We start from the raw sequence: 22507 nt of genomic DNA on the forward strand, positions 1-22507 counted from the left end.
GGAACAGTCATGCCAGGCCTTCTCCGCGGAGTCGCGCGCACCGCCATCGTGTCCGGAACGGCGACCGCCGTGTCCAACCGTGTGTCCCGCCGCCAGCAGGGCCGATGGGCGGCACAGGAGCGGTACCCGTACGAGGCGGCCCCGCCTCCCCCGGCCTCCTACACCGAGCCGCCGCCGGCCGCGGCGGCCCCCGACATGACGGACAAGATCGAACAGCTCAAGCAGCTCGGTGACCTCAAGGCCCAAGGGGTGCTCACCGAGGCCGAGTTCGAGGAGCAGAAGCGCCGGGTCCTGGAAGCCTGACGGGCCCCTCCATGATCAACACATAACGCACCGGGGGGCTTGCGGCAAGGCCCGGGTCATGCCGCAGAATCACCGGCCTGAGCCAAGATCACAAAAACGGGGGGTCACGGAATGCGTGTGGTGTTCTCGACGTACGGGACGCGCGGGAGCGTCGAGCCGATAGCGGCGATGGCGGTGCGGTTGCGGGAGCTCGGCGCCAAGGTACGAGTGTGCGCGCCGCCGGACGAGGAGTTCGCGCAGCGGCTCGCCGGCCTCGGATTGGAGAGGGTGCCGGCCGGTCGGGCGGTACGGCCGGTGGTGACCATGGTGACGCCCGGGTCGGCGGCGGGGCTGGCGCAGCGTGCGGCCGAGTTGATCGCCGCCCGAGACCAGCCGTACTGGGCCGGCCGCGTGGCCGACCTCGGCATCGGCGCGGTACACGACGATCCCTCTCCGAGCACCGAGTCCCTGTCGACGGCGCTCAAGGCGGTCCTGACCCCCGAGACCCAGGCCCGCGCGACCGCCGTGGCCGGAACGATCCGCACCGACGGGGCGACGGTGGCGGCGAAGCTGCTGCTGGACGGCGTCGGGCACGGCGGGCTGCCGGTGTCCGCGTGAACAATGCGCAGCGTGCAGTCCCCAGGACCGTTCGCTCGGGACTCACTCAGGAAGATCGCTGTCGCAGAGGACCCAGGCGAAGTCGTCCTCGCGCACGCTCTGCCGCCGCTGCCAGGCCCGGCCGCAGTTTTCAGGTCGATCGGTCCCACATACTGACAAGTCCGCCCCCGCACGCCCACGTGAGCCAACCTAGAGCACTTCCGACGGCCGTCCTAGGTGCATACTGGGGAGCAATGACAAAGCATGCTGCACCTAAGCGTCATCTGCCTACCAGCCCCTTCAAGGCCCCGGTCGCCCCGGCTCCCAAGCACTTCGCTGTGGGCGACCAGGTCACCCACGATGTGTACGGCCTCGGCCGGGTCATCGGCATCGAGGACGGCATCGCGGCACTCGTGGATTTCGGATCAGCGCAAATGCGGATCTTGAGCCCGTACGCCAAGATGACCAAGCTGTAGGACCGCCGTGCCCGGTTACGGCACGCCAGGCCCCTTCGGGGACCTGTACCGAAAGAGAGACCTCTCATCGACCTGACGTCGCTGTTCTCCGCTCTGGAAGGGCAGCCCCGCTGCTCCACCGCAGCATCGCCGCCTCCGACCACCAACCCCTTCCAGACCCCGGACTTCGGGGAGGACGAGACTTTCGGGCCCGACGATGTACAGGGGCCTCCCTCGGGCATGCGTGCGGAGCGGCCCGAGGCTGCCTAGCTCTCACGAGCGACGGTGATCTCCACAGCTGGTCGGCTGCGTCTCCAGTGCTGCGGCGCGAGGAGCGCGGCCGTCTCAGTTTCCGCCCCCTCCCGGCACCCGCACCTCGCGCACCCGTCGGCCTGGTGCGTTGCGCTGGGCATACCTACGCCTTCGCATCGAGGACGTCACGGACGGCTGGGGCGGGCCCCGCTGGTCATGCGGGCCGTCCGGCATCGCCGGCTGGTCCCCTGGCAGGGACGCTTTCCTCCCCCGATGCGACCGTCCCCCCAAGCGGCCCTTAGGGTTCCCCCATGGTGATCGCGAGGGTCCGTGAGTGTTTCCCGCGTCGCCGCGGGTGCCGTGGTGCGGGCGGTACGAGTTCCAGAACACCACACCCCCCGCGTTGCGCGAGCCTCTGGACGGCTTTCTCGCCGGTCTGATCCGGTGGGGAGCTGACCCGGACGCGGCGGACGACGACTCGGAGCCCGGTCTCTTCCCTGCCGACCCCGAGCCCTGGCGGCCGCCCACCCCCACACTCGTCCGTCCCCGGCCTCACTGCCGGTCCTGAGCGCCCGGTGGGCCCTGGCCGAGCCGCTGCCAGGGGAGCTTCGTGAGGTCTACGACTCCCGTGCGGCGCGCCCGGGGCGGTGGGTCGCCGACTTCGACGAGTTCGCCGCCCTCGTGTGCCAGAGGGCCGTTGTCGTGGGCGAGGCCGAGCGGCGGGGGTGGGGGCTGCTCGGCCTCCCCGTGTGACCTCACGCCCCCGGAGTCAGCGACTGACTCATCCCCCCAGCGTCAGCGGCGGCTCGCCCGTCGCGTCGCCCGCCGGGTCGCCGATCGTCGCCGTGAAGCTCTCCGTGCGTACGGTCAAACCGTCCCGTGTCTGCCCGAACTCCGGTGTGAACGGGCCGACCCCGCCGTACCGCACCGCGAACACATGCAGGTCCGCGGGCGCCCCCGGAGCCGGTCCCGCCTCCAGTGCCGTCGACGCGACCAGGTGACGCCAGCCTTCGTCGGGGTTGCCGTGGCCGCGGGGGTCGGCGGCGAGTGCGAAGGCCGCCTGTTCCTGGGTTGTGTCCGTGCGGGCGTCGAAGTGGTCCGGGCGGTCCGGCTCCGGGTGGGTCAGGCGGAGTTCGCCCGCCGCCGTCACCTGCGCGGTCGCCGTCCTGCGCACCCGGTCACCGTCGTCCGCGGCGTACGGCAGGCCCGCGAGCAGGTACGGCGTCCCCGGGAGCTTCTCCACGGCCACTGTCATCCACAGGCTCGTGCCGTCGGTGACGTACAAGGACCGCACATGGCGCAGGACATGGTCCCGTCCCACGACCGGCTTGGTGACCAGCTTCGCCGTCAGCCCCTCGGCGTGTACGTCCCGGACGCGGACCTCGCCCATCGGGCGGCAGAGCAGGAAGCCGTCGATCACCGGGCCGAAGCCGTGCTGTCGGTTCACCGCGGCCGGGAGGATGTAGGTGTTCGCCGCCTCGATCAGCGAGGGGGTCATACGGGTGTCGAAGGCCACCGACACGTTTCCCGCGCGGAGTTGGTGGCGGGAAGGGGTCCCGGACGGTGCGCGGTGCCACGGTGTCGTGTCCTGGATCTGCCACACCAGCATGAAGGCGAAGTGACCGTCGAGGCCGCCGTCCGGTTTCACCGCGTGGCGGCCCCACCGGGTGTCTCCTCGGTAGCGGCCGATGTCCGCGCCGATACGGCGGCCGAAGTAGCGCAGGCCCAGGACCGACTCGAAGCCCGAGTGCTGCTCGCTGTAGCGCGGTCCGCCGATGTCGAAGCCGCCGGTCGTCAGGCGGGCGTCGATGTAGCGGGCGAGGGTGTCGCCGTCCTCCCCGAAGACGTCCTCGCCGCTCACGCGGTGGGCCTGGGCGAGGAAGGACAGGGAGATCGGGCCGTAGTTGTTGTCGTAGGCGCCGCCGTGCTCGGGAGGCAGCAGTGCGCCTCGGTCGGGTACCCGGTGGGCCCGGATCTCGTCGGCGTACAGGCTCAGCGCGCGGTCGCGGACCGTCTCGGCCTCCGGCGACGGCAGGTGTCCCGCCAGCATCAGGCCGCCGACCACACACCCGATCGCCTGGTTCCCCGCCTCCTGCGGGTTGAAGAACGTCGCCTCCGTCAGCCAGCGCCAGTAGCCATGGCCCAGCTCAACGAGTTCCGCGCGGAGTTCGTCGTCGATCAGGTCGTCCGTCGTCTCCAGCACGTTCACCAGCTGGAGCAGCGCCCACACCGTGCTGGGCCAGTCCCCGATCGGGTGCGCCCCGGGCTCCAGGACGTAACGGGCGTACGGGAGACCGCGGTTGCGTACCTTCAGGTTCGGGTAGCCCGGGTTGTCCTGCGTGTACACCCGCTCCCGCAGGTGGAAGCGGAGGCTGCGCAGGACCGCCTCCGGCAGGCGGGGATCCTTGGTGCGCCGGTGGGCGAGGGCCAGCAGCGACGTCACCCCGAGCGAGGTGTCGCCGATGTCGTCGACGCAGTCGGGGTGCTCCAGGTTGCCCTCGGGAGTGAGGCGCGCCAGGGCCTGCTCCGTGACGCCGGCGAGGACCGCGTCGTAGGCCTCCGGTGTGTCCGGCAGGTGGTGCAACGGGCCGCGCTGGTGCGGGAGATGCATCTGTTCTCAGCCCTTCATTCCCGACGTCGCCATGCCTTCGACCAGCCTCTTCTGGAAGATGAGGAAGCAGATGAGCGTGGGCAGGAGGGCGAGTGTCGACATCGCGAACATCGCGCCGTACGAGGAGCCGCTCGTCTGGTCCAGGAAGAGGGTCAGGCCCAGGGGGACGGTGAACTTGTCGTTCTGCTGGAGGTAGACGAGCTGGTGGAGGAAGTCGTCGTAGGTCCAGATGAAGGTGAAGATGGTCGTGGTGATCAGGGCCGGCTTCATCAGCGGCAGGACGATCTTCCAGTAGATCTGGAGGGGGTTGGCGCCGTCCATCATCGCGGCCTGGTCCAGCTCGCGCGGGATGGAGCGGATGAACTGGACCATCAGGAAGATGAAGAAGGCGTCCACCGCGAGGAACTTCGGCACGATCAGCGGCAGGAACGTGTTGATCCAGGTCAGGTTGTAGAAGATCGTGTACTGCGGGATCAGCACCGCCTGGGTGGGCAGCATCAGGGTGCCGAGCATCAGGCCGAACCAGATCTTCTTGCCACGGAACTCGAAGCGGGCGAAGGCGTAGGCGGCCAGCGAGCAGGAGATGACGTTTCCGATCACCGCGCCGATCGTGACGATCAGCGAGTTGGTGATGTAGAGGGAGAAGGAGTTGCCGGAGCCGCTCCAGCCCTCCGAGTAGTTCTCGGGGCGCAGCGCGTTCGGGATGAGCCCTGGTTGGGTGAAGATCTCGGTGTCGGGCTTGAGGGAGCTGCTGAGCATCCACAGCAGCGGGTAGAGCATGACGACCGCGACGCCGATGAGCACGGTGTGCAGGAAGATACGGCGGCTGCCGGTGGCCGAGCGGAGCTTCGCCAGCGGCGAGGCGTTCGGGGTGATGGCGGACATGGGGTGAAGGACTCCTCGCTCAGACGTCGGGCGGCGTCAGTCGTCGTAATGGACCCAGTAGCGGCCGGCGATGAAGTTGACCGCCGTGAAGCCTGCGATGACCAGGAACAGCACCCAGGCCAGCGCCGAGGCGTATCCCATCTGGAGGTCGGTGAAGCCCTTCTTGTACAGGTACAGCGAGTACAGCATGGTCGAGTTGAGCGGTCCGCCGGAGCCGTTGCTGATCACGAACGCGGGGGTGAACGTCTTGAACGCGTCGATGATCTGGAGGACCACATTGAAGAAGACGATCGGAGTGAGCAGCGGGAGGGTGATGCGGAAGAAGCGGGTGACCGGGCTCGCGCCGTCGATCGCCGCCGCCTCGTACACGTCCTTCGGCAGCTGCTTCAGACCGGCCAGGAAGATGACCATCGGGGTGCCGAACTGCCAGACGGCCAGCAGGACGAGCGTGTAGAGGGCGGTGTCGGGACTGGAGATCCAGTCCTGGCCCTGGATGCCGAACCAGCCGAGGAAGTCGTTGAACAGGCCGTCCCCGCCGAAGACCTGCCGCCACACGATGACGATGGCCACCGCGCCGCCGAGCAGCGAAGGAAGATAGAAGGCCGCGCGGTACAGGCCGATGCCCTTCAGATCCCGGTTGAGCAGCATCGCCACGGCCAGAGCGAGCGCCAGCTTCAGCGGCACGGACACCACGACGTACACGAGCGTGGCGTGCACGGAGTCCCAGAAGACCGGGTCCTCGGTGAACATCCGCTCGTAGTTGTCCGCCCCGACCCACTGCGCGGGCGTGAGCAGGTCGAAGTCGGTGAAGGACAGATACAGCGAGTCGAGCATCGGGTAGATCGTCAGCCCGAACAGCCCGACGAACCAGGGGGCCAGGAAGAGGTACGGCCACCAGCCCCCGCCCCGCCGCCTGGCGAGCCGCCGGCGCATACGGTCGCGCTCCCGCTGGTCGGAGGCGGTCGCCGGGACCGGCGGTTCCTTCACGACCACATCGGTCTTCGCGGTGGTCATACTCATCTCTCCCTGACCCTCTCCCGGTATCTCTCGACGCAGGGCACCGCAGCGCCCCGTCAGGGGCGCGGGGCCGTGTCAATATGCGGCTCTGCCGCGTGGGCGCGACCAGCCACAACGAAACCGCACACGAACGACGGCCTACCGAGGCACTAACCTCCGAGAATCCCCGCGGCCTGATCGAAGAACTCACCCAACTGCGCCTTGATCGACTTCTTGCCGAAGGCGATCGCGAGGTTCGACTGGAACAGCAGATCCCAGATCTGATCGGCCCCCTGCGGCGGCGGCACCGGCGCCGGCAGCGCATTGCTCGCCTTGGAGACCCGCTGCGCGATGTAGTCCGCGTTCTCCATGTTCAGCTTGTCCGTCTCGGTCAGCCCCGAGGCGATCAGATTCCGCGCCTTCTCCGTCGGCGGAATGCCGCGCAGCAGTTGCATGTCCTTGATCGCGGTCTCGGACTGCGCGAAGAAGTTCATGATCTTCACCGAGTCGGCGACCTTCTTGCTCGCCCTGGTGGCGCTGAGCAGCACACCGCCGTTGACGAAGTTGCCCTCGCGGGCGCCGGAGAGGTCGCCCTGCGGGGTGGGCAGGAAGTCCAGCTGCGCGTCGGTGATCGAGCCGCCCGCGCCGTAGACGCCCGAGTCGAAGGTGAACAGGGCCTTGCCGATGACGACCGCGTTCTTGGTGAGGTCGTTGTGCGCGGCGGAGGTGATGGCGGGCGGCGGGCAGGCGTTGGCCTTGCGCATCTCGGCCCAGTACTCCCACCACTGCTGGAGGGTGTCGGAGGTGAAGCCGAGCTTCTTGCCGTCGTCGGTGAAGAAGGTCTCGCCGTGTTCGCGGGCGAAGACCTCGAAGGCCTGCAGGGTGCCGCCACCGCCGTCGTCGACGCCGTAGGTCTTGCCGCCGCTCTTCTTGTAGACGTCGGTGGCGATCTTCTTCAGGTCGGCCCAGGTCCACTCGCGGTCGGGGAGCGTGAGGCCCAGCTCCTCCAGGCCGCTGCGGTTGACGGTGAGCTGGTTGACGCCGATGCCGGAGGGGACGCCGTAGAGCTTGCCGTCGACGGTGCCGGCGGCGAGGAGGGTCTTGGAGAAGCCGGTGAGGTCGAGGGACTTGCCGACGTAGGAGTCGAGCGGGGCGAGGACGCCCTTGCGGGCGTACTGGGCGACCAGGGCGGTGTCCATCTGGAGCAGGTCGGGGGCGCTGCCGCCGGCGATGTTGGTGTTGAACTTGTCGAAGTACCCGTCGTATCCGGAGTAGGTCTCCCGGATCTTGATCTTGGGGTTGTCCTTCTGGAAGGAGGCCAGCGCCTTCTTGTAGGCCGCGTGCCGGTCGTCGCTGCCCCACCAGGTCATGGTCAGGTCGCTGCTGGTGCTGCCGGCGCCGGTGCCGCCGCCGCAGGCGCTGAGGGCGCTGCCGAGGGTGCCGGCGACAGCGAGGCCGCTCGCGGTGCGGAAGAGGGTTCTGCGCGAGATCTGGTGACCCACCGGGTCCTCCCTGGATGTGCGTGACGGATCGCCCGCCGGCCGATGCGGCTCGGGATCCTTGTGGATGGCACCTTCCGGCTTGCCGCGACCTCGCCCGGTCGCGCGGCCCTGGCGGGCGGGGGTGCACGGCCGTCGTCCCTGCCGTGTCCGGACGAGCACGCCCTCGTCCGGCTCGCCGTACCTGTCGTACGGCTCGGTGCCCCGCCCTGAACCGGGTCCCGCCGGTTCAGAAAGCGCTTGTCCGGACATTGGCAGAAGCGGCCGGAGTCCGTCAATGCCTGCCCGTGCCCCCACCGGTCACGGTTTGGATTCCGCGGGCCACCGCGAGCCGGGTGGCCCCGACGACGGTGCCGTTGTCGCCGAGGGCACTGCTCACGACCTCGGTGGGCCAGCTCAGCTCGTCCAGCTCGGCCCGGACACCGGACAGGAGTTGCGGGTGCGCGCCGACGGCACCGCCGAGCACGATCAGGCCCGGATCCAGTACGGCGGCCACGGCGGCGGCGAGCCGGCCGATGTCGGCGGCGTGCCGGGCCACCACGGTCTGTGCCGTGCCGTGGCCCTCGTCGGCGAGGGCGAAGAGGCGCTCGGCGGTGCGCGGGCAGGGCCCGTCGGCTTCCCCCCAGGCCTCGGCCGTACGACGCAGCAGGGACCGCACGCCGATGTGCTCCTCCAGGGCTTCGCGACGCGGTTCGCGGCCCTGGTCCCAGGGGTAGGGCAGGCGGGCCACCTCACCGGCCGCGCCGTTCGCGCCGCGCAGCACCCGGCCGCCGATGACGATGCCGAGGCCGATACCGACGCCGATCCGCAGGTAGCCGAAGGTGTCGCGGCCGATGGCCGCACCCTCGTGCAGTTCGGCGAGCGCCGCGCAGTTGACGTTGTTCTCCAGGTGGACGGGGACGCCCGGGGGCAGGGCCACGGCCATGGCGTCGTAGACGGGACCCGCCTTGGCGGTCGCGGGCCGCATGCCGGTGCCGTCCCGGTCGCGGGTGGTGACATCGCCGATGGCGACGACGATGGCGCGCAGCGGGGCGTCGGCGGGGAGCGCGGCAAGGGCCGTACGCACGGTGTCGGCGGCCTCGGCGCGGGGGCCGTCGCCCTCGGCGAGCGGGGTGCCGTCGAGGGCGCAGCCGTGTACCCGGGTCCGGTCGGGGCCGAGGTCCACGGCGAGGACGGCGCCGGCGGCGGGGCCGAGCCGGTAGACGGCGGCGGAGCGGCCGGTGGCCCCGGAGGCGGTGCCGGAGTGGGCCGCGAGGCCGACGGCCTCCAGCTCGGCGACGGCGGAGGACACGGTCGGTTTCGACAGTCCCGCGTCCGCCGCGAGCCGGGGCCGGGTGGCGACGGACGCCCCGGCCAGCACGGCGAACACCGCACGGGCGCTCTCGCTCAGGTCCATGGTCTCCCCAGGTCGTGCGGTGGCCGTCCGGTGTGGATCCGTCCGGCCGCAAGGATCGTTCGGCGTCGGGTGATCGGGCAATCAGCACCGGGATTTCCGCGCCTCTTGACGCACCCTACTTCGTTAGTTAACTTCCTAACGAACTCCGGCGGTACTCGCCTGCCGCACTCGTCAGAGGCCTGTCCCGAGGCTTCCCGACCGACATCCCGCGGGGATGCGCCACCGCTCGACGCGGTGCGCGCGCCTCGCCCGTGGCACCCTTCGCCAGGTGCCGATTCCCCCTGTCCAGGCACGGTTCGCCCGCCGTCGCAGCTGACGGCAACGACGAAGGAGAATCCGTGCGGGACGCTTCTCCTCTGTCCCCGCTCGTGGTCGGCATCGACGTGGGCGGCACCAAGACGCATCTGCGCGCCGTCGCGGACGCGGACCTGGTCGCCGACCGTGTCCGCGCCAGCAGCGGCCGGCGGCCCCACGACCCCGTGGCCGCCGCCGGCTGGCTCGCCGCGCTGGTCGCCGACGCCCTGCCGGGCGGCAGGCGCCCGGCCGCCGTGGCGGTGGGCGGACACGCCTGCGAGACACCGCGCCAGTGCGCCCGGATCCGTACCGCTCTGCAACTGCACTTCGACGCGCCCGCGCTGGTCGTGGGCGACGCCGACCTGCTCGTCCCCGCCGCGGGCCTGGACAAGGGCGTCGGTCTCGTGGCCGGCGCCGGTTCCGTCCGAACGGCCGCCGCCGTGGGCAGCACGGTGCCGGTGCTGCACGCGGCGGCGCTGCGCGGCCGGTTCGACCGGATCGAGCTGAACTCCGGCCACCTGCGCGCCGTACCCGTCTACACGGCGGAAGGTCTGTCGGTACGACTCCTGAAGCGGTGACGCCTCTGGTGGCGGGAGTTGGTGCACAGTGGGCGCATGAGTCGCCGCAGCACCCCTCCCGCCACCGCGCGGCCGGTCGCACCGCGGGGCGGATGATGGCACGCGAACTCCTGGACACCCGCCGCGCGGCCGTTGCGTCGCCGCAACCGCTGCGTCGGCCCTGGCTCGTGCCGCTCCTGGTGGTCGTGCTGCTCGCCCAGATGGCCGTGGCGATGGTGACGACCGCCGTGCAGCAGACGCCGACCATCGACGAGCCCGTGTACGTGGGTACGGCCGCCGTCTATCTCCACGAGCGCAGCCTGCGCCTCAACCCCGAACATCCCCCGCTGGGCAAGCTGGTCGTGGGAGCAGGAGTGGCGCTCGCCGATCCCCGCTACGACGCCTCCTTCGAGGGTGACCAGGGCCAGGTGGGGCGGCATCTGCTGTACGAGTCGGGCAACGACCCGTGGCGGCTGATGCTGTTCGCGCGCCTGCCGGTGATCGTGCTGACGCTGCTGTTCGGGCTGGTGGTCTTCGCCTTCGCGCGCGAACTGGCCGGGCGGGCGGCCGCGTTGACCGCCCTGGCCCTGTACTGCTTCTCCCCCGACCTCATCGCGCACGGCTCGCTGGCCACGCTGGACGTACCGGCGGCGGGCTTTGTGCTGACGTCGGTGTGGCTGCTGTGGCGGGCGCGTCTGCGGCCACGCCTGTACCTCCCGCTCGCCGGGGCGGCGCTCGGGGCGGCGCTGGCCACGAAGATGAGCGCGCTGCCCGCGGTGCCGGTGCTGATGAGTCTTGCGGCGGTGTCGGTGTGGTGGGGTGCGTCGGGGCTGGGGCGGCGCCTCGCGCTCCGGCGAGCCGCCGCGGGCGCCGCCGTCGTGGCGCTGGTCGCGGTGGCCGTCGTTTGGGCCACGTATCTGGTGGTCGATCCGCGGTTGCGCTGGGCGCCGGAGCAGGAAGTCCCTTCGGTGCACGGACTGCGGGGCCTGGCCGTCGAGCTGCTGCCCTTCCCGGAGGCGTACCGGGACGGGATGCGGATCCAGTTCGCCTTCGAGGACCAGCCGTGGCAGGGGTTCCTGTTCGGGCGGCTCTACACCGGCTCGCTCTGGTACTACCTGCCGGCCGCGCTGCTGGTGAAGACCCCGCTCGGGATGTCGGCCCTGTGGCTGGCGGGTGCCGTGGCGGTCCTGGCGGTACGGCGGCTGCGGCCCGCGGCGCCGTATCTGCTCGTGCCCACGGCGGTGCTGCTGGCCGCGGCCATGCAGGGGTCGCGGGACTTCGGGACGCGGTACGCGGTGTTCGTGCCGATGTTCCTGGCGGTGGCGGCGGGCTGTGTACTGGTGGCCGGGAGCGGCCGGGTGCGGGTGCGCGCCGCGGTGGTGACGGCGGCACTGGTGGCATTCGTGGCGGTCAGCTCGCTGCGGACGTTTCCCTACTACCTGCCGTACTCCAACGAGGCGTTCGGCGGGCCGGCGAAGACCCATCAGCGGCTGCACGACGCGGCGGTGGACTGGGGGCAGGACCTGGGCCGGCTGGCGGACCGGCTGCGGGAGCGGTACGAGGGCGAGCGGATCTGGCTGGTGTACAAGGGCAGTGGTGTGCCGTCCTTCTACGGCATCGAGGCCGCCGATCCGCGAACGGTGCCGGCTCGGGAGGTACGCGGGCTGCTGGTCGTGTCGGACACGTCGGTGGCCAAGGCGACCGGGCAGCTGGCCGAGTTGATCGACAGCAGTCGTCCGATCGATACGGTCGGGCACTCGATCACCATTTATCGCAGGTGAGCGTTGTGATCAGCGCCCCTGTCACGCGTGCCTGATCGCTCCGCATGCGCTCAGCGCGCTCCTGATGCCCACTTTCAACCTCCTGGTCAGCACGGTGCGTGAGCTATGTTGAGGCACTGTGGAAGACAAAGGAGGCGCACCGGTGCCATCGCCGCAGCAGGCACGCGCACAGGCATCCGCGATCACCTCGGGAAAGACCGCTTCAGAGGCGGAGGCCTCCCCGACTTCCCAGCTCAGAGCGCTCTTCGACGGCCCCCATCTGTCCCCGGGCCAGCGGCGCATCGCCCAGTACCTGATCGAGAACATCACCGAGGCCGCGTTCCTGTCGATCACCGATCTCGCCGAGCGGGTCGGGGTCAGCCAGCCCTCGGTGACCCGCTTCGCCGGCGCGGTCGGCTTCAGCGGTTACCCGGCGCTACGGGAGAAGCTCCAGTCGATCGCCCTCGGCGCCCTGGCGGGGGGCGCGGCCGAGGAGAACAGCAGCAACGAACTCCAGGCGGCCGTCGACGCCGAGATCGACAACCTGGAGAACCTGCGGCGCGACTTCGGCAACCCCGACCAGGTGATCGAGGTGGGCCGCGAGCTGTCCCGCTCGACCCCGTTGACCATCCTGGGCCTGCGCATCTCGGCGTCGCTCGCCGAGTACTTCGCCTACGCGGCGCGCCGTATCCACCCCGACGTGCGGCTGGTGACGCGGGGCGGCAGCGTCGCCTACGACGCGCTGCTCCAGTCGCGCGAGGCGGGCGGCACCTGGGTGCTGGCGTTCTCGATGCCGCGGCACGCGCAGGAGACCCTCACGGCCGTGCGGGTGGCGCGCAGCGCCGGGCTCAAGGTCGCGCTCGTCACCGACCTGGCGCTCGGCCCTGTGGCCGACTCGGCGGACGTCGTCTTCGCCACCGGCACCGGATCCCGGCTGGTCTTCGACTCCTACGCCGCGCCCGGCGTGATGGCCGCGGCGCTGCTCCAGGCCATGACCGACGCCGACCCCGAGCGCACCCAGGCCCGGCTTGAGGAGTACGAGCAGATCTCCGACCAGCACCAGTTCTTCCTCAGGGACTGACGCGAGCCGGGGACCCAGGAGCCGTCCCCCGCCACCGCCGCCAAACCGGAGCACAGGGGCATCATCCACCCCTTTTCGAGCATGAATGTTTTCATACGTCTTGCAAAGCGGACGGCATATATAAATACTGCTCCACGCCGCACCCGCCCGCAGAAAGCCGACGGTCCGCTCTGCGCACGTCACCCCATCCGCCGTGCGCACGCCGTCAGCCCCGCGGGCTCCGCGACGGGCACCCTCAGAGCCGCCGTCTCCTACCCGCGTCGGCGCCCGGGGTGTTCAGCCGGGCGGCCCCGGTCATCCCCTAGGCCGGGGCCGCCCCGACCTCGTCGGACCACCCTCACGACGCCGCACACGGAAGCGATCACCATGACCCTGATGACCACGCGGATCACGTCGGACTGGCCCTGCCAGGTCAAGGCGCCCGGCAGCTACGACTGGGAGCGCTCGGCGGCCAAGTGGCTGCGCGAGCTGGTGCCGGCGCGCTACGCCAGTTACCCGGCACTGATCCGCCACCCGGTGCTGCTCGCCCGTCATGCGCAGCTCCAGGTCCAGCAGGAGATCCGGGTCGCCCGCACCGCGCTGCAGACCGCGCGGGCCGATCTCCCCGCGCTCGGCATGCCCGAGTCGGTCATCGAGCACACGATCAAGCTGTACGCGGCCGAGGTCATGCAGCTGCAGCACATCGCGCGAAGCGTGCGGGCGGTGTCGCAGGCCCTGGCCGACCGCCGCTGACGCCTTCGCCGGTCAGTCGTCGTCGCGGTGCCGCCAGTACCAGACGGCGCCCACGACGAGGGCCAGCAGGAAGACGACGGGCAGCGCCAGGCCCGGGATGCGGGAGCCGTTCATCGGGGGGCCTTCGGATCGGAGCGGGCCGGGCGCCGGGTGCGCGGCGCCCGTTGCCCATGCTGATGCCCGCCGACATGCTGTCCGAGCCCTTTTCCGCATCCCTTGCCCGGCGTTCGAGTAGGCCCGCCGGGTCTCGTCAGTCGCCGAACGCCGGCGTGCGGGACTCCAGTGCGAGGCGGGTGTCGTTGCCGTAGACGCCGGTCTCGTCGCCGCTGATGCCGTACCAGAGCTGGAAGCGGGCCACGGCCTCCGTGAGGGTGGTGTCGTAGCGGCCGCCGGCGGAGCCGGAGGTGTACACGTCCGGGACGCTCAGCAGGCGTTGCTTGAGCTCGGTGACCTCGGGGCCGGTGTCGCCTTCGCGGAGGGTGCCGGGGCCGTCGGGGTCGGGGACGTGCGAGACCGTGGAGGGCTGCGAGGGGGCGGGGGGTGGCGGGGCGGCGTTGTCGTCCTCGTCGGGCGGCAGGACGAGGGCGCTGCCGAAACCGATCAGGGCCGCGGCGGTCACCGCGATCGCGACGGCGGCTCGGGGCAGCGGGCGGCCGGACCGGCGCGGGCCGCGGCCGGTGTCGCCGGGGACGGGCGGCAGTTCCTGGGTATCGGCCTCGGAGCCGTGAGGCGGGGTGGGCAGCGGGACGGGCTCGTAGCCTCCGGAGTCCTGATCCGGCTCGCGGAACAGGTCGGCGAGGGCGTCGGTGCGGCGGGGGCGCAGGACTCGGGCCGGTTCCAGGGGTGGGCCGTTGTTCTCCACGGTTCGTTTCCTTCCGTCCCGTGCGCGGGGGCGAAAATCACTCCGCCGAGTGATACGGGACCGCCCCTCCTGGGGTTCAGCCGCCCGCGTACCGAGAAGCGATCGATACGCTCAATTCAGCCAGAGTTATTGAGCGTTTGATCGACGGCGTGCTAGAAAGCGCCGTCATGACGACTCGTTGGTCACGTCGCGGCCTTCTGGCCGCGAGCACCGCTACCGCGCTCGCCCTCACGCTCTCCACTCCTGTCGGCGCCGCCGAGGAGGCCGACGAGTTCGCGACGCTGCGGGCCAAGTGGCGCACGCTGCTGCTCGGCGAGGGGTTCAGCCCCACCGCCGAGCCCTTCAAGAGCCGGCTCGCGGAACTGGGCAGCACCGCCGGCCAGTTGCGGGCCTCCATGACACCGGCCTCCGGGTCACTGTGGCCGGACCTGGTGTACGCGGACCCCGAACCCGACACCGATCAGGATTCGTACGGCTACTCGGGCAACCTGAACGCCAGTTACAACCGGCTCAACACGCTCGCCCAGGCGTACTGCCAGCCCGGCACCGGACTGACCGGCGACACCTCGCTCAAGACCGCCATTCTGACCGGGCTCGATCACCTCTACTCCGAGGTGTACAACGAGAACCAGACCCGCTACGGCAACTGGTACAGCTGGCAGATCGGCGCCCCTCAGGCGCTGCTGGACACTTGCGTCCTGATGTACGACTCGCTCACCGCCGCGCGGCTCACCGACTACTGCGCGGCGGTGGACCACTTCGTGCCCGACTCCGCGGTCGCCAACTACACCGGCACCAGCACCGGGGCCAACCGCGTCGACCTGTGCCGGGTGCTGGCGCTGCGCGGCATCGTCGGGGGCAGCGCGGCCAAGGTGGCACTCGCCCGGGACGCTCTGTCCCCCGTCTTCCCGTATGTCACCAGCGGGGACGGGCTGTACACCGACGGATCGTTCATCCAGCACACCACCGTGCCCTACACCGGCTCCTACGGCTCGGTGCTGCTCGGCGGGCTCGGGATGCTGTTCGCGCTGCTCAACGGGTCGAGCTGGGCCGTCACCGATTCCAAGCGGCAGATCGTGTTCGACGCCGTGGAGAACGCCTGGGCGCCCTTCCTCTACAACGGCCTCGTCATGGACGGCGTGTCCGGCCGGGCGATCAGCCGGGGCGTGTCCGCCTCCGACAGCAAGCAGATCCAGCAGAACGATCACCTGCGCGGTCATCCGATCCTCGCGTCGATCGTTCTGCTCGGCCAGGGAGCGAGCGCGACGGAGAACGCGCGCTGGCGCGGACTGGTGAAGGGCTGGCTGCAGCGGGACTACTACAGCCCGCCGATGAACAACCCGTCGATCGGACTGACGAACCTGGCCCGCCTCAAGTCGGTCCTGGACGACACGTCGATCACGCCGATCGCCGAGCCGACCGGCCACCGGCTCTTCACCACCATGGCCCGGGCCACCCACCGCAGACCCGGCTGGGCGGCCTCGCTCAGCATGGCGGACCGCAGGATCACCTACTACGAGACCGGCAACGGCGAGAACCTGCGCGGCTGGCACACCGGTTCCGGAATGCTCTACTGGTGGGGCGACACCTACGGCAACGGCCAGTACAGCGACGCCTTCTGGCCCACGGTCGACCCCTACCGGCTGCCCGGCACCACCGCCTCGCGCAAGGTGCTCGCGGACGCGGCCGGCGGCGACTGGGGTGTCTCCCTGCCCGACGTCAACTGGGTGGGCGGCACCACCGACGGACAGCGCGCGGCGATCGGCCAGTACCTCAAGGGGCTGCAGTCCACGCTGCTCGCCAAGAAGTCGTGGTTCTTCCTCGACGACACCGTGGTGTGCCTCGGCGCCGGTATCCGCTGCACCGACGGGACAGCGGTGGAGACCACGGTCGAGAACCGCAATCTCGGCCCCACCGGCAACACGTCCTTCACGGTGGACGGCACCACCAAGCCCCTCGCCTACCCCTGGTCGGAGACGCTCACCGGCGCCAAGTGGGCGCACATCGGCGGCCACGGCGGCTATGTCTTCCCCGGCGGGGCCACGATCAAGGCGCTGCGCGAGGCGCGCGACGGACGCTGGAGCGACATCAACAAGGGCGGCTCCACCGCCGTGCTGAACCGCAAATACCTGACGATGTACGCCGACCACGGCACGAACCCGACCGCCGGCACCTACGCCTATCTGCTCATGCTGGGCGCCACAGCGGCGCAGACCCAGGCACGGGCCGCCGCCACCGGCTGGCTGACCGTCCTCGCCAACACCAACGACCAGCAGGGCGTGGCAGTTCCCTCGCTGGGCTTCACCGGGGTCACCTTCTGGTTCGGCGGCACCGTCGGGGACCTCGTCGCGAGCAACCCGTGCTGCGTGATGATCAACGAGCGGAGTGACGGCACCGCGGTCATCTGCGTCAGCGATCCGATGCGGATGCAGACGAGCCTGACCCTCACCTGGAACCGCGCGGTCGCCTCGGTGACGTCCAAGCCGGCCACCGTGACCTCGGCGACGACCGGCTCCTCCCTCCGGCTCACCTTCGGCGACCTGAGCGGGACCGCGGGCGCCACCCAGCGGATCACCGTCCGGCTCGCCTGAACATCCCGTGCAGGGACGCCCTCATCGCCCCGACGAAGGCGTCCCTGCGCTCCTCGCTCAGCGCGTCCAGGGACAGATACGGGTTGAGGTCCTCCAGCTCCACCAGCAGCAGCTCCCCGCCGGCGGCACGGCAGGCGTCGACGCGCTGGATGCCGTGGCCGATGCCGTTCCAGTCGATGAAGCGCCCGGCGAACTCCAGGTCGGCGCCGGTGGCTTCGTACGGCTGGAGCTCCCAGCGCCGCTGCGGGTCCGGGGCGTACAGGGCGTACTGGAAGTCGCGGTCGACGAAGTAGAAGGAGACCTCGTAGGAGAAGTCCACGCACGGCTGGACGAGGACGCTGCCGTCGGCCAGCTCGCGGGCCCGCTCGGCGGAGACGATCTCCAGGCCTATCGAGTCCGCGCCGAGCTTGGGCTTGACGACATACCGCTCGCTCACGGGCAGCCGCCGCAGGTCCTCGGGGCGGTCGACGGTCGGGATGACCGGGAAGCCCATGGTGGTCAGGTCGAGCAGGTACTGCTTGCCCGCCATGTCGCCCCGCCCGGACAGCTCGTTGTAGACGAGCGCCCCGGTGTCGGCCGCGCGCCCGCGAAACGCCTCGTAGGCCTCCGGGTACTCCAGCACCGGCCCGCTGTTGCGCACGACGACGGCGTCGAAGCCGTCCATCAGCGCGGCCGCCTCCCGCGGATGGCACAGCGCGAGGTCGAAGTCCTCGCGCAGCCGGGACGTGAGGTAGATGTCCTCGTCGCAGTACCGGCGCCCGCGGGCCGGATAGGCCAGGTCGGTGACGTAGAGCAGACGGCGGCGGGCGGACGGCATACGGGCTCCTCGAGGGCGGACGGGAGGCGATCGTACGCACGCCGGTGCTCACCGAACAAATGTCTGGTTAGGCGTCACAGCCCCGCCGCCCACAGCTCCCGCCTGCCGATTTGCGCAAGGCCCCGGCGCACCGTGCGCCGGGGTCCCGGCTCGATCGGCGTGTACGAGGGGACGGCGAGGACGCGGCAGCCGGCGGCCTCGGCGGCGGCGACGCCCATGGGCGAGTCCTCCACGGCGAGGCAGGCGGCGGGATCCACGCCGAGGGCGCGGGCGGCGGCGAGGTAGGGGTCGGCGGCGGGCTTGGTGCGCGGGGTCTCGCCCTCGGCGACCGTGATGCGGAACCGGTCTGCGCCGAGCGTCTTGAGCACCGTGTCCACGACCGGGCGCGAGGACGCCGAGACGAGGGCGGCCGGGATGTCCAAGTCCTGGAGCAGGTCGAGGAGTTCGAGCGCTCCGGGAAGTGGGGTGGCCTCGCGCTGTACGGCCGTCAGGAAGCGGGCTTCGAGATCCGCGGCCAAGGTCCGCGGGTCCTCGGAGCGCAGGAGGGCCGCGGTGTCGGCGGCCGAGCGGCCGAGGGCCTGGAAGAGGTCGTCCGGCTCGATGTCCGGCGCGGCCTCGCGGACCGTGCGCAGCCACAGCGACTCGGTGTCGACGAGCGTGCCGTCCATGTCCAGGAGCACGGCGTGCGGGGCGGCCGCGAAGGGCATCCCGTCGAGCGTCCAGTGCCGGTCGGGATGGCGGCCCAGGGAGGCGAACACCTGGGCGGCGACGTCGGCATGGCGCAGGGTGCGGGTCGGCGCGCCGATGCCGGGGCCGGCGGCGGCCAGCCACGCGGTGCGCTCCACGGCCGTACGGCCGCCGTGGCCGCCCGCGTCGACGTGGCCGTGGTCGGTGACGACGAGGACGGTCCAGCGCTCATCGGGGTACGACGGCCGGGAGCGGACCGCGTCGAGCAGGCGGCCGAGGCGGGCGTCGGCCCGGCGGATCGCCGTCTCGTAGGCCTCGCCGCAGCCCAGGATGTGCGCGGTCTCGTCGGGTGCGCCGAGGTAGACGAAGGAGGCGGCCGTGTCGTCGCGGGCGTCGGCGAGGACGCGTACCGCCGCGCCGGTGATCTGTTCGTCGCAGTGCTCCCAGGCCTCGGGGGTGTCGGCGGTCGGGGAGACGTACACGGACCGGGAGGGGGCGGCGAACAGGGGGCCGCCGGCGCGGGCCTGCAGCAGGGGCTGCCAGCCGGCGGCGACGAAGGTGCGCAGGCCGTCCTGGACGGCGAGGCGGGTGGTGAAGTCGGGGAAGACGTCGAGGCGGTGGCCGGTGAAGTCGTTGCTCCACACGCCGTGCCGGGCGACCGTGACACCGGTGACGACGGTCGCCCAGCACGGGCCCGACATGGTCGGCGTCGCCTCGTCCACTTCGATCGGGGCGAGGAAGCCCTCGGCGGCCAGCGCGTCGAGGTGCGGGGTGGACAACCGGTTCACGGTGTCGAGGCGTACGCCGTCGATGCCTACGACCAGGACGCGGTGGGCGGCGTCGGGCATGAAGGTCCTTTCCTGCGGCGGGTGTTCAGGCCGAGCGGATCAGCTCGTCCGGGGCGACCTCGTACGCCAGCGGCCGGCCCTGGGCGAAGCGGGCGACCTCGTCGACGGCCCAGTCGGTCATCCGGCCCAGTTCGTTGCCGAGGGAGCCGGCGATGTGCGGGGTGAGCAGGACGTTGGGCAGGGTGTACAGCGGTGAGTCGGCCGGGGGTACGTCCGGTTCGGTGACGTCGAGGACGGCGTGCAGGCGGCCGGTGACCAGGTGTGCGGTGAGCGCGTCGGTGTCGACGAGGTTGCCGCGGGCGGTGTTGACGAGGGTGGCGCCGTCCTTGAGGAGGGCGAGGCGGCGGGCGTCGAACATGTGGTGGGTCTCGGGGAGTTGCGGGGCGTGGATGGACACCACGTCGCCGCGCCGGGCCAGTTCGTCCAGGCCGACGCGCTCGACGCCGAGGGCGCGGGCCTCGTGGGCGTCGACATAGGGGTCGTAGAGCAGGACGTCCAGGTCGAAGGGGCGCAGCAGATCGATGACGCGGCGGCCGATGCGGGAGGCGCCGATGATGCCGACGGTGCGGTGGTAGTTGCCGTGTCCGCTGTAGTACGGCAGCAGGTCGGGGTGGGCGCGGGTGTCGGCGTAGACGCGGGCGATGTCGAGGACGCGTTTGCCGGCGAAGAGGATGGCGGCGAGGGTGAACTCGGCGACGGGCAGGGCGTTGGCGGCGGCCGCGGAGGAGACCGCGATGCCACGGTGCCAGACGGCGTCGGTGACGTGGTGCTTGACGGAGCCCGCGGCGTGTACGACGACGCGCAGCCGGGGCATCAGGCACAGCGCGTCCTCGGTGAGCAGCGGGGCGCCCCAGTGGGTGAACAGGACCTCTGCGGCGGCGAGTTGGCCCGGGTCGGCGGTGGCGAGGTCGGTGATCGTGGTGGTCGTGTCCACCTGGGCGACGGTGTGCAGGCGGTGCAGGGCGGTCTCGGCGAGGAGCTGGCGATGGATGCCGGTGCCCATGGCCAGGACGGTGTGGGGGCGCGGGGCGGTGTTCAGGGGGGTGCCTTCCGGTGCGGGCATCGTCACTTCACCGCGCCGGCGGTCAGCCCGGAGCGCCAGAAGCGCTGGAGGCAGACGAAGGCGACGATCAGCGGGACGACTGCGACGAGGGAGCCGGTGATCACGAGCGAGTAGAACTCGGGCTGCTGCTGGGTGACGCTGTTCCACATGAACAGGCCGAGGTTGACCGGGTAGAGCTCTTCGTCGTTCAGCATCACCAGGGCGCCGAAGAAGTTGTTCCAGCTGGCGGTGAACGAGAACAGGAAGATGGTCATGAAGCCCGGCGCGAGCATGGGCAGTCCGATGCGGGCGAAGGTGCGCAGTTCGCCGGCGCCGTCGACGCGGGCCGCCTCCAGGACCTCGCCGGGGACATAGCCCTCGGAGAAGACACGGGCGAGGTAGACGCCGAAGGGGTTGACCAGGGCGGGCAGCAGCAGCGCCCAGTAGGTGTTGACGACACCGGCCTTGGTGGCCAGCAGGTACATCGGCAGCTGGATGACCGTGGTGGGGACGAGGACGCCCCCTAGGACCAGGGCGAACAGCTTCTCCTTGCCGCGGAATTCGTACTTGTCGAAGGCGTAGCCGGTGGCGACGCAGAGGAAGGTGGAGACGGCGGAGCCGACGACGGAGTAGAGGATGCTGTTGCCGAACCAGCGCAGATAGATGCCGTCGTTGAAGGTGAAGACGCGTTCGAGGTTGCTGAACAGGTTGAAGTCGCCGAAGGAGAAGCCGGAGGTGGCGAACAGGTCGCGGTGGTTCTTGGTGGCGGCGAACAGCAGCCAGCTGATCGGCATCAGGGTGTAGAAGGCGGCGACGATCAGCATGCCGTTGACGAAGCCCTTGGAGAGCAGGGCGCCGGCCGGGCGGCTACGAGCGGTCGTCGTGCGCTCGGGGGCGGCCGGGGTCTTGGCGGTGGGTGCGGTGTCCTGGGTGAGGGTGCTCATTGCGCGGCCTTCCACCGGTTGCCGAGGCGGGTGACGAGGTAGGAGAGGGCGACGCCGAGGGCGGCCAGCATCAGGGACGCGGCGGCGGCCAGGCCGTAGTCGTGCTGCACGAAACCGGCCTTCCAGATGTAGAGGGTGGGGGACCACTCGGTGTCGATGGCGGGGGCGCCGCGCTGGTTGAGGAGCTTGGGTTCGGTGAAGATCTGGATCGCGCCGACGCAGGTGAACAGAACGGTCATGACGACCGCGGAAGCGATCATGGGGACCTTGATCTGCAGGGCGGTGCGCAGGGCGCCTGCACCGTCCACGACGGCCGCTTCGATCACTTCGCGCGGAACGGCCTGCAGGGCGGCGTAGAAGATGACCATGTTGTAGCCGGTCCACTGCCAGGCGGTCAGATTGACCAGGGACGTGAGCACATGGTCGCTGCGGTAGAAGTCCCAGGAGCCGCCGAGCGCGCCGATCCAGTCGAGCACCGGGCTCAGACCGGGCGTGTACAGATAGATCCAGATGATCGAAGCGATCAGTCCGGGGATCGCATGCGGCAGGAACAGGGCGAGTTGGAAGAACCGCTTGGCGCGGGCGAGCGCGGAGTCCACCAGCAGGGCCAGGGCGAGTGAGCCGCCGATCATGACGGGGATGTACAGGGCGCAGTAGAGCGCGATGTGTCCGAAGGAGGCGCGGAAGCCGGAGTCGGACAGGGCCTTGGTGTAGTTGGTGAGGCCCGCGAACACCCGCTCGGTGCCGCCGAAGCCGAGTCCGGAGGAGCGCTCCTGGAACAGGCTCATCCACACCGCGTAGGCGATGGGCGCCGCCATGACCGCGGCGAACAGCACGAAGAACGGGACGATGAACAGGGCGGCGGCGCGGCGCTGGCTGCGCCGCAGCTTCGAGGCGGCGGGGGGCCGGGGCGCGGGTGCGCGTTCGACCGCGGGGCGCACGGCTGGGGCGGACGGTGCTGCCACAGGGGCTCCTTGGCGGGGGTTGGGCGGCGGGCGGGGGGCGGCTGCGGGAGTCGGGGGCGGAGGGGCGGAGAGGGCTGGTCGCCGGTGGTGCCGGGCTTCGGAGGCGGAGGGAATGGTCGCCGGTGGTGCCCGGCGTCGGAGGCGGAGGGATGGTCACCGGCAGTGCCGGGCTTCGGAGGCGGTCAGCGGCGAAGGGCGGAAGGCGGAGGGAATCCGGTCACCGGCGGCGAAGGGCGCCGGACGCGGAGGCAGTCGGCGTGGGCCGCCGGGCGGGCAGCGGAGGCGGTCAGCGGCGAAGGGCGGAAGGCGGAGGGAATCCGGTCACCGGCGGCGAAGGGCGCCGGACGCGGAGGC

Annotated in this window: 21 protein-coding genes; 9 read left to right on the forward strand and 12 right to left on the reverse strand. The window is 70.9% G+C overall.

Going from position 1 to position 22507, the window contains the following annotated elements:
- Positions 1-9 precede the first annotated feature (9 nt).
- The 3 genes from RMT89_RS13810 to RMT89_RS13820 all read left to right on the forward strand — a co-directional run bounded on the left by RMT89_RS13810 (position 10) and on the right by RMT89_RS13820 (position 1355).
- Positions 10-303 carry an SHOCT domain-containing protein gene (locus RMT89_RS13810; protein ID WP_315884023.1) on the forward strand — a complete coding sequence of 98 codons (294 nt, stop codon included), beginning with the start codon at positions 10-12 and terminating at the stop codon, positions 301-303.
- A gap of 111 nt (positions 304-414) precedes the next feature.
- Positions 415-900, forward strand: coding sequence for a glycosyltransferase (locus RMT89_RS13815; RefSeq protein ID WP_315884024.1), 486 nt, complete (start codon positions 415-417; stop codon positions 898-900).
- A gap of 233 nt (positions 901-1133) precedes the next feature.
- Positions 1134-1355 (forward strand): hypothetical protein, encoded by a 222-nt coding sequence (locus RMT89_RS13820; protein ID WP_315884025.1) that lies wholly within the window; start codon positions 1134-1136, stop codon positions 1353-1355.
- 783 nt (positions 1356-2138) lie between these two features.
- Here the strand turns inward: RMT89_RS13820 and RMT89_RS13825 are convergent.
- The 5 genes from RMT89_RS13825 to RMT89_RS13845 all read right to left on the reverse strand — a co-directional run bounded on the left by RMT89_RS13825 (position 2139) and on the right by RMT89_RS13845 (position 7580).
- Complete coding sequence (locus RMT89_RS13825; protein ID WP_315884026.1) at positions 2139-2345, reverse strand: hypothetical protein; 207 nt, start codon at positions 2343-2345, stop codon at positions 2139-2141.
- Positions 2346-2367: 22 nt separating this feature from the next.
- Positions 2368-4197, reverse strand: a complete 1830-nt coding sequence (locus RMT89_RS13830; protein ID WP_315884027.1) for a hypothetical protein — start codon at positions 4195-4197, stop codon at positions 2368-2370.
- 6 nt (positions 4198-4203) lie between these two features.
- Positions 4204-5082, reverse strand: a complete 879-nt coding sequence (locus tag RMT89_RS13835) for a carbohydrate ABC transporter permease (RefSeq protein WP_315884028.1) — start codon at positions 5080-5082, stop codon at positions 4204-4206.
- 36 nt (positions 5083-5118) lie between these two features.
- The gene (locus RMT89_RS13840) at positions 5119-6096 is read right to left on the reverse strand and encodes a sugar ABC transporter permease (RefSeq protein ID WP_315884029.1); all 978 of its coding nucleotides are present in this window, start codon (positions 6094-6096) and stop codon (positions 5119-5121) included.
- Between the two features lie 152 nt (positions 6097-6248).
- Positions 6249-7580, reverse strand: a complete 1332-nt coding sequence (locus RMT89_RS13845; protein WP_315884030.1) for an extracellular solute-binding protein — start codon at positions 7578-7580, stop codon at positions 6249-6251.
- Positions 7581-7640: 60 nt separating this feature from the next.
- Here RMT89_RS13845 and RMT89_RS13850 point away from each other — a divergent pair, with 60 nt between their 5' ends.
- On the forward strand, positions 7641-7790 hold the full coding sequence (locus RMT89_RS13850) for a hypothetical protein (protein WP_315884031.1): 150 nt from the start codon (positions 7641-7643) through the stop codon (positions 7788-7790).
- A gap of 61 nt (positions 7791-7851) precedes the next feature.
- On the opposite strand, the gene RMT89_RS13855 is transcribed toward RMT89_RS13850, so the two are convergent.
- The gene (locus RMT89_RS13855; RefSeq protein WP_315884032.1) at positions 7852-8973 is read right to left on the reverse strand and encodes an ROK family transcriptional regulator; all 1122 of its coding nucleotides are present in this window, start codon (positions 8971-8973) and stop codon (positions 7852-7854) included.
- Between the two features lie 338 nt (positions 8974-9311).
- Between RMT89_RS13855 and RMT89_RS13860 the strand changes: the two genes are divergently transcribed.
- From RMT89_RS13860 to RMT89_RS13875, 4 genes are all read left to right on the forward strand, one after another.
- Positions 9312-9845: a hypothetical protein gene (locus tag RMT89_RS13860; protein ID WP_399498097.1), complete on the forward strand. Its 534-nt coding sequence runs from the start codon at positions 9312-9314 to the stop codon at positions 9843-9845.
- 95 nt (positions 9846-9940) lie between these two features.
- The gene (locus RMT89_RS13865; protein ID WP_315884042.1) at positions 9941-11605 is read left to right on the forward strand and encodes a phospholipid carrier-dependent glycosyltransferase; all 1665 of its coding nucleotides are present in this window, start codon (positions 9941-9943) and stop codon (positions 11603-11605) included.
- A 142-nt stretch (positions 11606-11747) separates the two neighbouring features.
- Entirely contained in the window at positions 11748-12665 is a 918-nt protein-coding gene (locus RMT89_RS13870) for a MurR/RpiR family transcriptional regulator (protein WP_315884033.1), read from the forward strand.
- Between the two features lie 366 nt (positions 12666-13031).
- The gene (locus RMT89_RS13875) at positions 13032-13397 is read left to right on the forward strand and encodes a hypothetical protein (RefSeq protein WP_315884034.1); all 366 of its coding nucleotides are present in this window, start codon (positions 13032-13034) and stop codon (positions 13395-13397) included.
- A 250-nt stretch (positions 13398-13647) separates the two neighbouring features.
- Here the strand turns inward: RMT89_RS13875 and RMT89_RS13880 are convergent, their stop codons facing one another.
- Positions 13648-14259, reverse strand: a complete 612-nt coding sequence (locus RMT89_RS13880) for a peptidoglycan-binding protein (protein WP_315884035.1) — start codon at positions 14257-14259, stop codon at positions 13648-13650.
- Positions 14260-14426: 167 nt separating this feature from the next.
- Here RMT89_RS13880 and RMT89_RS13885 point away from each other — a divergent pair, with 167 nt between their 5' ends.
- Positions 14427-16850: a polysaccharide lyase 8 family protein gene (locus RMT89_RS13885; RefSeq protein WP_315884036.1), complete on the forward strand. Its 2424-nt coding sequence runs from the start codon at positions 14427-14429 to the stop codon at positions 16848-16850.
- On the opposite strand, the gene RMT89_RS13890 is transcribed toward RMT89_RS13885, so the two are convergent.
- From RMT89_RS13890 to RMT89_RS13910, 5 genes are all read right to left on the reverse strand, one after another.
- Positions 16831-17667 (reverse strand): hypothetical protein, encoded by an 837-nt coding sequence (locus tag RMT89_RS13890; RefSeq protein ID WP_315884037.1) that lies wholly within the window; start codon positions 17665-17667, stop codon positions 16831-16833. The two genes, RMT89_RS13885 and RMT89_RS13890, sit on opposite strands and share 20 nt — an antisense overlap.
- Positions 17668-17741: 74 nt before the next feature.
- Positions 17742-19202, reverse strand: coding sequence for an HAD-IA family hydrolase (locus RMT89_RS13895; protein WP_315884038.1), 1461 nt, complete (start codon positions 19200-19202; stop codon positions 17742-17744).
- A 25-nt stretch (positions 19203-19227) separates the two neighbouring features.
- A complete protein-coding gene (locus tag RMT89_RS13900; RefSeq protein WP_399498093.1) occupies positions 19228-20265 on the reverse strand; it encodes a hydroxyacid dehydrogenase in 1038 nt (345 codons plus the stop codon).
- 2 nt (positions 20266-20267) lie between these two features.
- Complete coding sequence (locus tag RMT89_RS13905) at positions 20268-21188, reverse strand: carbohydrate ABC transporter permease (RefSeq protein ID WP_315884039.1); 921 nt, start codon at positions 21186-21188, stop codon at positions 20268-20270.
- Entirely contained in the window at positions 21185-22153 is a 969-nt protein-coding gene (locus RMT89_RS13910; RefSeq protein ID WP_315884040.1) for a sugar ABC transporter permease, read from the reverse strand. The genes RMT89_RS13905 and RMT89_RS13910 overlap by 4 nt, the downstream gene beginning before the upstream one ends.
- Positions 22154-22507 lie beyond the last annotated feature (354 nt).

Source organism: Streptomyces sp. P17 (assembly GCF_032436805.1).
In the GTDB taxonomy this organism is placed as follows: domain Bacteria; phylum Actinomycetota; class Actinomycetes; order Streptomycetales; family Streptomycetaceae; genus Streptomyces.